The sequence below is a fragment of the Mobiluncus curtisii ATCC 43063 genome (assembly GCF_000196535.1).
Taxonomy (GTDB): domain Bacteria; phylum Actinomycetota; class Actinomycetes; order Actinomycetales; family Actinomycetaceae; genus Mobiluncus; species Mobiluncus curtisii.
Genome location: NC_014246.1, coordinates 182,948 through 197,245, shown reverse-complemented (window position 1 = coordinate 197,245; position 14,298 = coordinate 182,948). Strand labels below are relative to the sequence as shown.

Genomic DNA, 14,298 nt, shown 5'->3' with positions numbered 1-14,298 from the left:
GCGACGTGGAAATTCATGCGATAGTGCCTGCCGGGGGGTATGGGCGGCGGCTGTGGCCGTGGTCGACAGCGGCGAAGCCAAAGTTCCTGCTCAACATCAACGGAACGCAAAGTCTGGTGCAGCAAACCGCGACGCGTTTGGCGCCGATTTGTCAGTCTCTGACTTTCGTCACCGGCGCCCCGCACCGAGAGACGTTGGTCGCGCAAGTCACTGCTTTGGGCTTGCCGGTTCCAGTGCGTTGCGTGGCGGAACCCAGCCCGCGAGATTCAATGGCAGCTATCGCCTTGGGGGCAGCCCTGCTGGAGCACCGCTACGGGACCTGCGTGGTCGGGTCTTTTGCGGCAGATCATCTCATCACAAACACCGTTGCATTTTCGGAAGCACTTGCCCAGGCTGTTCCCGCTGCCGCTGCCGGATGGCTCACGACTATCGGGATTGCGCCGACCGAACCAGCGACCGGTTTTGGCTATATCGAAGTGGGACCCGCGCTGGATGGAGCTCTGAGCGGGGTGCATCGGGCGCAATCATTTACGGAAAAGCCGGATGAATCTACTGCTAGCGCTTGGTTAGCGACCGGGAACTACCTGTGGAATGCGGGGATGTTTGTGGTGCGCAGCGACATGCTGCTCGATGTCTTAGAAGCGCGGGTACCGGGGTCTGGCACGGCAGTGCGAAAACTGGCAGCAGCATGGGAAACGTTGAGCCCGGACGCGAAAACCGCACTGTGGGAGCGGGTAGTGGCGGCACCGATTGATACCGTCTTGGCTGAACCGTTGGCACAAGAGGGGCGGGTTGCGGTGGTCCCGGCCCGCCCGGACTTGGGATGGTCAGATGTGGGAGACTGGGAGGCGGTGCGTCACGTCGTCAGCAACGCTTCTGAACTGGCAAACCTGAGCCCACAGATACCGGTCTATACCGATGCGGCCCCCGCCGCTCTCGTGCGGGCAGAAAATCTCAAAGGTGTCGCAATTATCGGTATCCCCGGTGCGGTGGTAGTGGAATCTGCAGGTCAGTTGCTGGTAACGACCCAAGAATTTGCCCAAAACGTTAAAGTTGCTTCCAATGCGGCTGATAAATGGTGATACGGTTGCCAAGTCAAGGCAAAATCAGCAGGACAGCCAAGGCTCAAAGCCGTGGGTGAAAAAACCAAAATAAGGAACAAACTATGAAGACTTCGTATAGCCGGCGTGCTCGGAGCAGATTGCACCGGGAACTAGCGGACCAAGCCCTGTTGCGCTCGAAAGTTGATCCGAAGTGGACTGAAGAAGATCCGTGGCGAGTGTTGCGAATCATGGGGGAGTTCGTTGACGGTTTCGAATCTCTCGCAGAAGTCGGGAAAGCCATCACGGTGTTCGGCTCAGCTCGTGTCGAGCCGGGTACCGAGTACTATCAGCTGGGTGAAGAAATCGGGAAAGTTTTTGCCGAAGCCGGATTCTCCATAATCACCGGCGGCGGTCCGGGTCTGATGGAAGCGGTCAGCAAGGGGGCTCACACTCACGACGGGTCTACTATCGGTTTGGGTATAGAGCTGCCTCACGAGCAAGGCATCAACCAGTACGTCGATTTGGGGGTTGAGTTCCGGTACTTCTTTGTGCGCAAGACCATGTTCGTCAAATATGCCCAAGCCTTCGTGGCTCTACCGGGCGGTTTCGGCACCCTGGACGAGCTTTTTGAATGCGTTACGCTGCGTCAAACCAGCAAGATTCAGCAATACCCAATCGTGCTGGTCGGGCACGATTTTTGGGATGGACTCCTGGGATGGGTGCGTCAGCACTTGGTAGCGGAAGGTATGGTCAGTCCCGACGAGGTCGACATTATTCAGGTGGTAGAAACGGCCGCGGAAGCTCTCGCCGCGATTGAGAATACTCTGCCGAAAACGCGGTAACTACAGACGCGACGCGGAGGGGTATTTCCCATCCCGGTATCAGAAAATTCCTTATGCCCACCGCAACTTCCCGTATAATAGACAGGTAAAGCCGTTTTTGAAAAGAGGGACAAATGGCAGCCATGAAACCCCGCACTGGGGACGGACCCCTGGAAGTCACTAAAGAACCGCGCTGTAACGTGATGCGTATTCCTGCAGACGGGGGCGGTCGTCTGGTGATTGAACTAAACGACGAGGAAGTTGCTACCTTAGCTAAGGAACTAGAGAAGTTTTTGAAATAGTGCCGCGTTTTAACGAGTCCAAAATTTCTATTGATAAGACCTCAAGCTGGTCCTATGCGGAAGAATTCTTGCCGGAGTCTGAAATTATAGCAATTGCCAGAGACCAGGGCAGAGAACTCGGTTCCGTCCCGGTATCCCCCGGAGTGGGGGCGGCACTGCGGATGCTGGCGGGGGCTTCGGGAGCTCGGTCCGTGCTGGAAATCGGCACCGGAACTGGGGTGTCCTCCCTGTGGACGCTGGCTGGAATGCCTGCGGATGGGGTCTTGACCACCATTGATTTCGATTCAAAGCTCCACGCGGTCGCCAAGGAAATCCTCGCGGCGGCGGGCATCTCACTCACGCGAGTGCGCATGATTACGGGACGTGCCCTGCAAGTCCTGACGCGCCTCAGTCGGGGAGCCTACGACATGGCAGTGGTGGACGGAGATCCCGGCGAAACCCAAGCCTATATTGACCTTTTAAGCCCGGCACTGCGCCCGGGAGGGCTGTTAATCCTGGTCCACGCCATGTGGAACGATTCGGTAGCTGACCCCGCCCGCCGCGAACCGGATACCGTGGCGATGCGCGAAGTGTTGCGCCACATTCAGGAATCCCCAGAGTGGACGGAGAACCTGCTGCCGGTTGGCGACGGGCTGCTGGTCGCAATCAAGAATCGTTAAGGACATTTCGGCTGTCTGCAAGTCTCGGATTGCAGACAGCCGCCCCTGCACTGCCTTTATATCGGGAGCTATTTTACAGTGACGTTCAAACGGTGACCTTTTAAGCTGCGTGCTCGTTGGCTCAAAGTCGTGGCAGCGGAACGCAAAGCTGTGCCAGCTACGGATTCTCCGTTCTTGGCTGCCTCACTGATTGCCAGGGGCTCACCGCTATCGGAGGCTTCCCGATAGGCGACTTCCAGCGGAATTTGAGCCAGCAGGGGAACTTCGTAACCCAAAATCTGGGACAGTCGAGACGCCACCTGTTCACCACCGCCTGACCCAAAGACCTCGATACGAGAGCCGTCCGGACCGGTCAGGTAGCTCATATTCTCGATGACGCCGACGACTTTTTGATTTGTGCCCGATGCAATCGAGCCGGCGCGTTCGGCGACTTCAGCAGCGGCGAGCTGCGGGGTGGTCACCACCACGATTTCTGAGTTCGGCAGCAGCTGTGCCACGGAAATCGCTACGTCACCGGTACCGGGAGGCAGATCGAGCAGTAACACATCCAAGTCCCCCCAGAACGTTTCAGACAGGAACTGTTCCAAAGCCCGGTGCAGCATCGGTCCGCGCCACACCACCGGTTGCCCGTCGGGGACGAACATTCCCATAGAAATAACTTTTACCCCGTGCGCGGTGGGTGGCATCATCATGTCTCCCACCGGGGTTGGAGCCACGTCTTCCAAGCCGAGCATTCGCGGAATTGAGAACCCATAAATGTCGCAGTCCAACACGGCTACCTTTAGCCCAGAATCTGCCATTGCGGCAGCCAGGTTAGCGGTGACGGAAGACTTGCCGACCCCGCCTTTGCCAGAAGTAATCGCATAAACGCGGGTCAGGGAGTCTGGCTGAGTGAAAGGAATGACCGGTCTGGCACCCTGTAGCTTTTCTTTCACCCGGTCGAGTTCCTCACGGCTCATGACGCCCATTTCTACTTCTACGGAAGTCACGCCGGGAACTTCCGCCAAGCGCGCTTTGGCGTCTTGCTCAATCTGAGCCTGCAGGGGGCATCCCGCTATAGTCAGGGCGATGCGGGCAAAAACGTGGCCCGATTCGTCGATTTTCAGTTCCTGGACCATATCCAAATCGGTGATTGACCGGCGAATCTCGGGATCAATGACCTTTTCCAGGGCTTTCATCAGTTCATCTGTAGTGGGTAATGTCATACCTTCATGCTAATGCTAGCGCTGGGTTTTTTCACACTAGGGGGCTAGGCTTAACACTTGTTATATTTGCGGCTGTCATAAAGGAGTACGGTGGCTTTCAGATTTGGTAAGGCTCGGTTGAACGGACATCCTCGGTCTGCTGTGCCCCCGTTGCCAACACAATCACCGCGCCCGGCAGCGTCGGCGGCATCACCACTTGAGACCCGTGTTACGGACCCCGGGGAAAATGGAGAAACACCCCTCTTATCCCCGCCCAGCGCCGCATCTCGCCAGACTGAGAGAACCGTGCAGTCCTCGTCAAATCCCTCTTTACCAGACACTAAAATGCCTCGCTATCAGCTGCGCGGTCTAGACGGCATTCGAGCCTTGGCAGCTTTGGCAGTGTTGGTTTACCACGTGGCTCCAAACTGGCTGCCAGGAGGATTTCTGGGTGTCGACGTGTTCTTCGTGCTGTCAGGATTCCTGATTACGGCGCTGTTAACGCGCGAAAAGCGTCTCACCGGGCGTATCAATCTGGCTGCCTTTTGGCTGCGGCGTTTCCGGCGGCTGGTTCCTGCCGTAACTTTGACCGTCCTGGTGACCGTGCCACTGGCAGCCGTGGTAAACCGGGATTTTCTGGTGGGAATCTGGTATCAAGTCCTGGGAGCCCTGACCTATACCTATAACTGGGTCAACGTGGCTTTCGGGGGATCCTATTTTGACCGAACTAACCCGCAGTTCCTCTCGAACATGTGGACCCTGGCGGTAGAACAGCAGTTTTACCTGGCGTGGCCACTGATTTTACTGCTGATTTTCCTGATTCCGACCCGACATCGGTGGCTGGTGCCCGCACTGTTGGCGCTGGCTTCTGCCAGTGAAATGGCGGTGTTGAAAGCCGGTGGTGGGAACCTGACCCGCATCTATGAAGGCACTGACACGCACGCGTTCGGGTTGATGCTGGGGGCGACTTTGGCTTTGCTGTTCCCCCTAGCGTTGGAAAATACCCCACATTACTTAGATCGGTCAACAGTCCAGTTGCGCGGCTTGGCGGCTTGGATTGGCATGGTAGGTGTGTTCGTAAGTTTCTTGATGCTGCGTGACAACGACCCTTTCACCTATCCGTGGGGTGTGCTGGCGGTAAGTGTGCTGACCATCGGCATTATGCAGGTGTGTTTGGAGGAAGTCGCCGGTGTGAGTGGACCGGGTCAGATTCTGGTCGAATTATTGTCGTGGCGTCCGCTGCAATGGTTGGGGGTGCGATCCTATTCCCTCTACCTGTGGCATTGGCCGGTGTTTATGCTGGTCAACAGCCTGTGGCGAGGCTTGCCGCAGTGGGCGGCACTGGTGGTTATTGCCGCAGTATCGATTTTGGCAGCATCTCTGAGCTATAAATATGTGGAAAATCCCATGCGACGCAATGGTTTGTTAGCCACCTGGAAACGATGGTTTGCGCCACGTCTGTCTCAGGGTGAGAATCCGGCAGATTCCTCTCAATCGCAGGTGGCATGGTGGCGGCGCTCCCTGGTGTGGACGGCTGCCGTGGTAGCGGTGCTACCATTGGTCATTTCTATCGCCATAGCCCCGGAAAAAACCGCTGCCGAACAACTCGTTGCTGCCGGGGAACACTTTATTCATAAGGGAAAGCAAGTGGACAGCTCTCCTCGCAAGACTGGTGCGACCCCGCAATCACCCGGGCACGCCTCCCCGAAAAAGTCAACCGCGTCAACCAAAACTTCTGAAAATGTCGTGCCAATTACCGGGGACCAGGTAGACATTATTGGGGACTCGGTGACCCTCGCAGCAGCTCCGAAACTCGCTGAAGCCCTGCCCGGTGCCAATATAGACGCGGCAGTGTCGCGCAGCTCCGTGACTGGCGTGGGAATCATGCGCACCCTTCAGGCACAAGGCACGCTGCGCCCCTACGTAGTCTTTTCTTTGGCTACGAATTCGACGTTTAGAGTTAGAGACGGTGAAGCTCTGCTTGCCGAGTTCCCGCAGACAAAATTTGTGTTTGTGACCGGTCACGGCAGAGCCTCCCAGGAGTGGATTACAATCTCGAACCAAACTATGTATGCCCTGGCTGGAGCCCACCCTGATCGGGTGAAAGTCGCCAGCTGGGACAGTGCCATCGCCGGACATGTGGATCTCTTGGCCAGCGACGAAGTCCACCCCGGACCAGCTGGGCAGGACATCTATGCCGCGACCGTCCGCGATGCACTGCAGCAGTTTGCCACCAAATCGGGCAGAGATTCTTAGCTCAATGGCAACTCACCTAAAAGCGGGCTGGCGCCCATGGCGAGTATCTGGCGCAGGCTCGCTGCAGGCATAGTGTTTTCCCCGAGCTGATTAGGTTTGCCCGCCCCGTGATAATCCGATGCTCCAGAGACAAACAAATCGAGTTCCTGTGCCAATTCGGCAGCCAGCTGGCGGGCGGATGCATCGTGTTCACGATGATTGACTTCAATACCCCGCAGCCCGATTTGCGCAAGCTTGCGTACTGTGGCGGGATCGAGCTTCCGTTTGCTACGGGTCACTGAAAACGGATGAGCCAGCACGGGAACGCCGCCATCAGCGCAAATTGCCTCCACGACAGCAAAACTGTCCACAACTGGGCGCGTCACGTAGTAGGGAGAGCCGGGATTGAGTACTTTTTCGAATGCCTCAGAGCGGGTCTGAAAATAGCCTTTCCGTACCAAGGCATCGCCGATATGCGGTCGCCCCGGTGTTAATCCAGTAATTTCTGCCTCGACGTCTGACCACGTCAAGGGATAGTCCTGGCTAATCTTTGCGACCATGCGCTGCATCCGTTCCCGGCGGTCACGGTGGGCAGTTTTTAAGATTTCCCGGACGTTGCTGCGGTGAGGATCCGGCAGATAATTCAACAGGTGAACAGGGCATAGCTCCACACTAGTAGAAATTTCCGTACCCAAAATAATCGCGGGGGGTCTAACCCTTGTGGACATCAACGCGGCGTGAGCGACACGGAACGGCTCCCAGTGATCGAACGTATCGTGATCCACCGCACCGATTACATCCAGCCCTGCAGCCCGAGCCTTTTCCAGCAAATCACGTGGCGAGTCCGTGCCGTCGGAGAGCGCGGAATGCACGTGGGGGTCTATTTTCAAGGCCATATCCACATCCTAACGATTCGCCGGCGGACCCGGCAGTGACGTTTCGAGTCGCCAGAAATTACTGCGGGGAGTCGGAGCTGCCCGAAATCGAGGTTTCGCGGGATTATTCCGCCTGTACCCGGGCAATCCAGGCTTCCACGTCAGCCACGGTGCGGGGAATATTCTGTGAGATGCGCTCGCATTTGCCGCCGGGTCCCACCAAAATGTCGTCCTCGATACGCACGGAAATGCCGCGATATTCCGGGGGAACCGCCAAATCGTCCTTCCGGAAGTACAGTCCGGGCTCAATTGTGAAAATCATGCCGGGTTCCAGCCTGGCCCCGTTGTACATTTCGCGGCGTGCCTGGGCGCAATCATGCACGTCAATGCCCAGGTGGTGGGAAGTGCCGTGCACCATCCACCGGCGGTGATACTGACCGTCCTCCTGCAGTGACTCCTCCCAGGAAACCGGCAGCAGACCCCACTCGTCGAGCCTCTGTGCGATGACGCGCATCGCGGCGCTATGGACATCGGAGAAAATACAGCCCGGCTGATTCGCCTGTTCAAAAGCTGCGTCGGCAGCATCCAAGACCGCTTGATAGACCCGGCGCTGTACCTCGTTGAAACGACCGTTAATCGGCAGGGTCCGGGTGATGTCCGCGGTGTAGAGCGAATCGAGCTCCACTCCGGCATCAATTAAAATGAGGTCACCTTCCCGCACCACGCCATCGTTGTTAATCCAGTGCAGGGTGGCGGCGTGTTCCCCGGATGCCGCAATGGTGTCATATCCCAGACCGTTACCGACTTCCCGAGCCCGTGCCCCGAAAGCCCCTTCCACCACGCGCTCACCGCGGAAATGTTTCACCGCCCTGGGGAAAGACCGAATTGCTTCTTCAAAGCCTTCCTTAGTGGCGGCGACAGCCTTGCGCATCTCCTCGATTTCCCAATCATCCTTAATCAAACGCAATTCCGAAGTTGCTTCTTCGAGCGAATCGTCTAATTGTTTGGCGTCGTCGGGGTCGATTCCGGCTTGCTCCCGAACCTGATTCACCAGTGCCGTGGCTTGTGAATCAGAGGTAGAAATCATGGCAATCTGGACTTGACCAGCATCTTTCGCTAGGACATCAGGCAGCGTCTCCAGGTGGGCACAAGGAATTCCGCACATGCGCTCGAACTCTTCCAACGAGGGTCGCACCCCGACCCACAGTTCGCCGTAACGCGAATCGGCGTAAAACTCTTCAGAAGCCCGTGACGCGCGAGGACGGAAAAATACGGTGGCGACGTGCGTTCCTTCGCCTTCACCAACTTCGCCGTCCCGCACCGGGTTCAAAACCAGCACGCCATCGGGAATTAAATCAGTGCCTAAGCCGGTCAAGTGAGAAAAAGCAGAGTGAGGTCGGAAGCGGTAGTCGCAGTCATTGTTGCGCACCACCAGGGCACCGGCAGGAATGACGAGGCGCACACCCTTAAACTTTTCCCCCAAGGTCACGCGACGGCGCAGCGCGTAGGGCGCAGCAGCGGAGCGTTCGTAGCCATCAGTAGGGCGGGGACCCCAGTTTTCGCCAATAAACTTTTTAAACTCTTTGGACTGCGGTTGACGTGAGCGGTTCTTGCCGCGGGTATCTTTTTGTTCACTCATGCCTCCAAGTCTACGCGCTCGACCTCAACTCGCGACTATTTTCCTATCCTCCACCACGAAACTGTCTCTGTCGAAAACACGGAGAAAGGAATGGTTTACCAACCTAATATGAGGTTTAGGGTAAGTTCGGGGCGGAATCTTCAGGTGTAGCTTCGTCTGTCTCGGCGGCGGGCTCTCCTGTGTCTTCGTCCATTTCGGGGAAGGGAGCTACTCCTGCGGAGTCCTCAAGATCCGGGGCAGCCTGCTTGGCTGCTGCCTCCGGATCCTCCGGGGGTTGCCGAATCAAAGCGTTCAAAGCTGTTCCAACCAGCCCGGCTATCCCAATGCCGATAACGAAAGTCCAAATCACCCGATTTCCGCCGTCTTCGCCCAGGTCAGAAAACACAAAGAACTTCATCAAGCCAGCAATCAGTGCGGCGACAAAAGAGATTACGTACAAACCACCGGGTTCGCGATGCAGCAGGGCGCGCACCAAGGCGATGACCCCGCCCCAAAATCCGGCAGCCAGCAGGCACGCCCCGACCATCTGGGTATTTTCTTCAGCCGAGAGCATCGAGAGGAGACCTAATGCGATTAAAGCGCCAAAAACGACGCCTTCGTAAGGGGTGAGGTGATCAATCATTAGTGGGCTCCCTTACCTTTTCCAGTCTTATCAGACTTGTGACGGCGGGTACGTTTGCGTTGACGTTCCTTTTTAGCAGGTTCCTCAGTTGCCCCGCGCTTAGTGGTTTTTTCGCGTTCTTTAAAGTCGTGCTTCTTCTTGGTGTTTTTGCGTGTTCCGCGACCCTTCTCAGATTTGCGGCGCCCCGCACCAGAGCCTTTCCCGGCGTGGCGTTTCCCTGGACGTGCCGGGTCGCGCCCACCCAAATCCTCCAGCTCCTCGGCTTCCAATCCGGCGCGAACCCTGCGGAATCGTGGCAAGTATGCGGTAGCATCCGTGGGAATATCCAGGTCGGAATAGAGATGCGGGGAGGTGTGATAAGTCTCTTGCGGGTCCGCAAAATCCAAGTCGAGAGTCCGGTTAATAACTCGCCACCGCGTCAGGTCTTCCCAATCTATGAACGTAATGGCGCTGCCCTTGTTGCCGGCACGGGCAGTACGCCCAATTCGGTGAATGTAGGTCTTATCGTCCTCGGGGCATTCGTAGTTGATTACGTGGGTCACGTCATCCACGTCGATGCCTCGCGCTGCCACATCAGTGGCGACCAGCACATCCACCTTGCCGTGACGAAAAGCCCGTAAAGCCCGTTCTCGTGCGTTTTGACCCAAATCGCCGTGGATAGCGCCGGTGGCAAAGCCCCGCTCGGCGAGTTCGTCGGACAGTCGTTGGCAGGTTCGTTTCGTGCGGGTAAAGATAATCGTCAAGCCCCGGTTTCGGGCTTGCAAAATGCGAGCGATAACTTCCGTCTTGTTGAGGGAATGCACCCGGTACACGACCTGTTTGACCTGTCGCACGGTCTGCGAGGAGTCAGTCGGATCGGTGGCACGGATATGAGTGGGTTGGTACATGTATCGACGCGCGAGAGCTACTACCGGACCGGGCATGGTCGCCGAGAACAGCATGGTGTGACGGTGCGGGGGAATCTGGGAGATGAGCTTTTCTACGTCAGGTAGGAAGCCCATGTCCAGCATCTCGTCGGCCTCATCCATAACCAGGGTTCGGATTCGTCCCAGTTTCAAGGTGCCTTGATTCATCAGGTCAATCAGTCGTCCCGGAGTGCCAACGACGACTTCCACCCCTTTGCGCAGTGCCTCAATTTGGGAATCAAAACCAACGCCACCATAAATCTCGATGATGCGAGCCACTCGATGAGTCGCTGCGGCTCGGATTTCCGCCGCGACTTGTTTTGCCAGCTCGCGCGTCGGCAAAATCACTAGGGCTTGCGGGAATCCAGAATCCGGTATCTCATCCCAGCCTTCGTCACCGGGACCGATGATGTCATGCAAGATTGGAATGGCAAATCCGAGGGTTTTGCCTGTGCCGGTCTTTGCCTGACCGATAATGTCCTGACGATTCAGCGCGACTGGCAAGGTCAAAGCTTGAATTGGAAAGGGGTGAATGATGCCCTGGTCACGCAGCGCCGCAACGATTTCGGGTTCCACATCGAAATCGGCGAAAGTCTTGTCTTGGTTCGCCTCCAAGTCGTTAATACCGGTGATGTCCGCCGCGGTTTCCTCATCAGTTTCCGCGGTTTCCATGGTATTTTCGCTTCTCAATATGTATCTTCCTTATCGTTGTCAGTATTCAAAAGTCGTGTACCTACATCTTTCATTGTAAACCGCACCGGCTGGGGGATGTAGTGTTCCTGCCCGGTTCAACGGTTCACGAACATATGCCTAGAACTCGGTGACGTTGTGATTGACATAATCTGGCCAGTCCAGAGCGCTCTGGAGGGTTTTTTCACAGATTGCGGCGTATCCGCCCAGGGCGGTCACTTGGAAGGCATTGAGTTTTGCCAAAGTGCGCAGAGTAGCTTGGTCCAGGCGCCCGCACCCGCGCGGCACCAGCAAAATTGGTCCGTTGCGCAGATGCCCTCCCGAAACCGCATCAGCAAACACATCGCCGCGAGCCAGATAGGCGTGGGTTGAGGGTTGCAGACGTGCGGATTCCAAAGCAATTTCCCGCGATGTCTCATAGCGATCTCGACCGCCCAAGCGGGTTGCTGCTTTGCCATTAGCTACGCTGCGGAGCACTGCATCCGACACGGCGGCTCGTCCGCCCAGGGCAACTACCCGTTTCACTTGCAGGTCTGACGCCAGTTGGCGAATGGTGGCGATAGCGGGGGAGGATGAATCAACCAGAACGATAGGTCCGTCCCCCAAGGCAGCGCCGGTTAGCGCATCCGGAGAGACACTGCCGCCCGGTCCGTAGGCATTGGCAATGTAGAGAGAATTTGCTTTTGTAAAGGCTCTCCGGGCGACCATCACAGACGTATCGACCCGGTTCGCCCCGCCAACCCGCAATGCAGCGCGCCCCCCGGCGAGTTCATAGAGACGGGCGTCCGAAATTGCTCCCGTTCCCCCCAAAGCCGCGACCTGTTTGGGTTTCAGGGCGCGCAGAGTTTCAGAAATCACCGCGGGCACCGGAGACGAATCGGGAGGAACCAGTAGGACCGGACCGTCCTTGAGAACCCCACCTACCAAAGCGTCGGCAAAGACATCGGATCGGGCCAGGTATGCCACTGCCGGGCGTGAGTTTGCAGACTTGGCGATAGCTGCAGACGTTTCGAATCGATCCGCCCCGGCAATCCGGTCAGTATGCAGGTCGGGGATATGCGGTCGAGAATCTAGGGAGTTCACGACTCCGTCTTGATCCGCATCTCCGTCAGGGTCGGCCGGCCAGTCGGAGTTGAATAAGTTTATCTGATAGCTGGTCGAGGCAGGTACCGGCTGACAGTTTGGAGCGGTGTTGATGTTAGAAATACTGACGGTATAGCGGGCTACGTTGTAAAAGTCAGGAATGGTCAACTGATCCAGGGGGACTTTAAACAAAATCGTGTCATATCCGCCGTATTGCCACGGTGTCTGGTTAGGGTCGATTCCGGGTTCGGCACGGTGAATGACCTGTAGCGGAATCTCTCCCGTCGGACCGGTCACCCGAACTTCCGCATTACGCAGGTCTGCGCAGCGACCAGAATAAGACCAGCGGGACACGTTTTCGCCCGCTCCGGTAGGCAGGATACGGGAAGGGAAATACCCCGCTGCCGGCCACGCGAGGCTCGGGGGCTGCTGAATTGCAGGATTCCAAAAATTGGGGTGAGCAGGTTTGCCGGCAGCCTGGTAAGTCGTGTCAAAAAGTTGGATGGAAGTTGCCGTAGGACCGGAGGTGCCGATTGAGACCGCCCCTATAGCGGCGTTCGCTTGGATGGGTGAGAACATCTGCAGCCGATGTCCCAGATTGTCATTTGTGTTTGTGTTTGAGGCTTCGGTGATGTAGCGCAAGATTTCCGTGGCTGGAGTAACGATGCCATCCAAACGGGCAATCACCCCCGAACGGGAGGCAAGTTTCACGTCCTCGTTTAGGCACGCCGCGCCCGGAACGGAGTCGGGCACGGGGGAAGCCACCGGTCCTGCCGCGGCGGTGAGAGCTGCCTCTTGTGCCGGACCTTGCGGGGCGTAGCCCGCAGGCAAGCTGACCGGCGCGAGATGATTCAAAGACCGCAAATAGTTCCAGGTAGAGAGCATCGCCTGGACGGCTTCGGGCTGTGCCGTGCCGGGGGTACACGAGGAGATAACCGTTCCGGAAGAAAACGGAGTGACCTGATCTGTTGAGTTCCACAAGGTTTCAAACTCGGCGCGTGCTGTCGCCTCATTATTTCCCGGAGTCACCGGGGTACCGGCGCGCTGAACCGATACCGAGTTCGCCCCTGGTACTCCAACAACCAGCCCGGTTGCGGACAACCCCAGCGCTGCCAGTGTCACGCCGACGTGTCGCCACAGACGGCTTTTGCCCGCGAAAAGAGAGACCGGCGGGTGGCGGACGGGAGACTCGGTTGGTTTAAAATTCAGAACAGAAGAAATCCGCATCTCTCCATTTTGGCAACTTTTCCAGGCACTGTCTCGAGTTTCACATTCCCTACCGCAACGTGGCGCTTAGAATGAACCTATGGAAATTTCAGAAGAACGTACGGCGCATATGCTGGGTTTGGTTGCATTCACGAGGATTACGGCTTACGCCAGGCTGGCCCGGGACGTGTCCCAGACCACTGATTTCGCGGATCAGCTGGCATTGGCGCGCATGGGGGTTTCGTTCGTGACTGCCATTGATGATTTGGAAGCATTTGCGAATCGGCGGGGTTTAGATTTGGCTGATTTAACCCAGCCTTATGTGGGATTCTTTGACGATATGGAACTGCGCACTCGTCCTCGTGACTGGTGGGAGCGCATGGTGAAAAGCTATATTTTTGTGGGAATTTTGGCAGATATGGAGGACTTGGCAGCTCAGTTTGTCGGGGCTGACATGATTGAGATTTTGGGAGTTTCCGGCTCTGCAGGACTGACCCAGTGGGTACGCGCCAGGTTGCGTGACGGCATCGCTGCTGACCCGACGGTGGAGTCGCGCCTGTCCATGTGGGGACGTCGCGTTGCGGGAGAAGCCGTGGCGGGGGTCAGAGCCATCCTGGACGCTTATCCGCTGCTGCTGCCCGCTGGGGTAGAGGTCAACGACACGGTGGAAGAAATTCAAAAGCAGCATTCCCGCAGGATGGAAGACCTGGGTTTGGCTTTCTAAGGGAAATCAGATAGCGAAACCAATCCGGTTTTGACGCTCAGGGGCGAATTCAACGTAGGCGATGTTGCCGGCATTGATGAGGGTGTGTGACTCGCGTTTGTCCACCAAATCAATGATTTCCCCACCAGCGACGGCGTCCGTGAGCAGTTTTTGCAGTTCCTCGAAGGACTTGTCGATGTCCAGGGAGAGTTCGCGAGCTACGGACTTCATTCCGATTTTGATTTCCATTACCATTCCTTTCCGACTGTCCTCTCATTCTAGGGGTTTTGCCCGATGAGGGGGAATTTTATGTCCGAGGAGACGACGAGTT

At 56.9% G+C, this 14,298-nt stretch carries 13 protein-coding genes; 6 read left to right on the top strand and 7 right to left on the bottom strand.

Annotated features, from left to right (window positions below; translation table 11 throughout):
* Positions 1-5: 5 nt before the first annotated feature.
* The 4 genes from HMPREF0573_RS00830 (at position 6) to HMPREF0573_RS00820 (ending at position 2,825) form a co-directional block, all read left to right on the top strand.
* The gene (locus HMPREF0573_RS00830; RefSeq protein WP_004010427.1) at positions 6-1,082 is read left to right on the top strand and encodes a mannose-1-phosphate guanylyltransferase; all 1,077 of its coding nucleotides are present in this window, start codon (positions 6-8) and stop codon (positions 1,080-1,082) included.
* Positions 1,083-1,165: 83 nt separating this feature from the next.
* Positions 1,166-1,885, top strand: coding sequence for an LOG family protein (locus HMPREF0573_RS00825; RefSeq protein WP_004008171.1), 720 nt, complete (start codon positions 1,166-1,168; stop codon positions 1,883-1,885).
* 113 nt (positions 1,886-1,998) lie between these two features.
* On the top strand, positions 1,999-2,166 hold the full coding sequence (locus HMPREF0573_RS09435; RefSeq protein ID WP_004008170.1) for a DUF3117 domain-containing protein: 168 nt from the start codon (positions 1,999-2,001) through the stop codon (positions 2,164-2,166).
* The gene (locus tag HMPREF0573_RS00820; RefSeq protein ID WP_004009898.1) at positions 2,166-2,825 is read left to right on the top strand and encodes an O-methyltransferase; all 660 of its coding nucleotides are present in this window, start codon (positions 2,166-2,168) and stop codon (positions 2,823-2,825) included. The genes HMPREF0573_RS09435 and HMPREF0573_RS00820 overlap by 1 nt, the downstream gene beginning before the upstream one ends.
* A gap of 68 nt (positions 2,826-2,893) precedes the next feature.
* Here HMPREF0573_RS00820 and HMPREF0573_RS00815 read toward each other — a convergent pair whose 3' ends face one another.
* Positions 2,894-4,030 carry an Mrp/NBP35 family ATP-binding protein gene (locus HMPREF0573_RS00815; protein ID WP_013188629.1) on the bottom strand — a complete coding sequence of 379 codons (1,137 nt, stop codon included), beginning with the start codon at positions 4,028-4,030 and terminating at the stop codon, positions 2,894-2,896.
* A gap of 324 nt (positions 4,031-4,354) precedes the next feature.
* Between HMPREF0573_RS00815 and HMPREF0573_RS00810 the strand changes: the two genes are divergently transcribed.
* Complete coding sequence (locus HMPREF0573_RS00810) at positions 4,355-6,265, top strand: acyltransferase family protein (protein WP_013188628.1); 1,911 nt, start codon at positions 4,355-4,357, stop codon at positions 6,263-6,265.
* On the opposite strand, the gene HMPREF0573_RS00805 is transcribed toward HMPREF0573_RS00810, so the two are convergent.
* The 5 genes from HMPREF0573_RS00805 to HMPREF0573_RS00785 all read right to left on the bottom strand — a co-directional run bounded on the left by HMPREF0573_RS00805 (position 6,262) and on the right by HMPREF0573_RS00785 (position 13,285).
* A complete protein-coding gene (locus tag HMPREF0573_RS00805; RefSeq protein ID WP_013188627.1) occupies positions 6,262-7,140 on the bottom strand; it encodes a PHP domain-containing protein in 879 nt (292 codons plus the stop codon). The genes HMPREF0573_RS00810 and HMPREF0573_RS00805 overlap by 4 nt on opposite strands.
* Positions 7,141-7,243: 103 nt before the next feature.
* Positions 7,244-8,758 (bottom strand): aminopeptidase P family protein, encoded by a 1,515-nt coding sequence (locus HMPREF0573_RS00800; protein ID WP_004009893.1) that lies wholly within the window; start codon positions 8,756-8,758, stop codon positions 7,244-7,246.
* 115 nt (positions 8,759-8,873) lie between these two features.
* Positions 8,874-9,380, bottom strand: coding sequence for a transglycosylase (locus HMPREF0573_RS00795; protein WP_013188626.1), 507 nt, complete (start codon positions 9,378-9,380; stop codon positions 8,874-8,876).
* Complete coding sequence (locus HMPREF0573_RS00790; RefSeq protein ID WP_004009891.1) at positions 9,380-10,957, bottom strand: DEAD/DEAH box helicase; 1,578 nt, start codon at positions 10,955-10,957, stop codon at positions 9,380-9,382. Before HMPREF0573_RS00790 ends, HMPREF0573_RS00795 begins: the two co-directional genes overlap by 1 nt.
* A 138-nt stretch (positions 10,958-11,095) precedes the next feature.
* Entirely contained in the window at positions 11,096-13,285 is a 2,190-nt protein-coding gene (locus tag HMPREF0573_RS00785; protein ID WP_013188625.1) for a cell wall-binding repeat-containing protein, read from the bottom strand.
* A gap of 79 nt (positions 13,286-13,364) precedes the next feature.
* On the opposite strand from HMPREF0573_RS00785, the gene HMPREF0573_RS00780 reads away from it, so the two are divergent.
* Positions 13,365-13,988 carry a ferritin-like fold-containing protein gene (locus HMPREF0573_RS00780; RefSeq protein WP_004009889.1) on the top strand — a complete coding sequence of 208 codons (624 nt, stop codon included), beginning with the start codon at positions 13,365-13,367 and terminating at the stop codon, positions 13,986-13,988.
* 6 nt (positions 13,989-13,994) lie between these two features.
* Here the strand turns inward: HMPREF0573_RS00780 and HMPREF0573_RS00775 are convergent, their stop codons facing one another.
* Complete coding sequence (locus tag HMPREF0573_RS00775) at positions 13,995-14,216, bottom strand: DUF3107 domain-containing protein (protein ID WP_231294236.1); 222 nt, start codon at positions 14,214-14,216, stop codon at positions 13,995-13,997.
* Positions 14,217-14,298 lie beyond the last annotated feature (82 nt).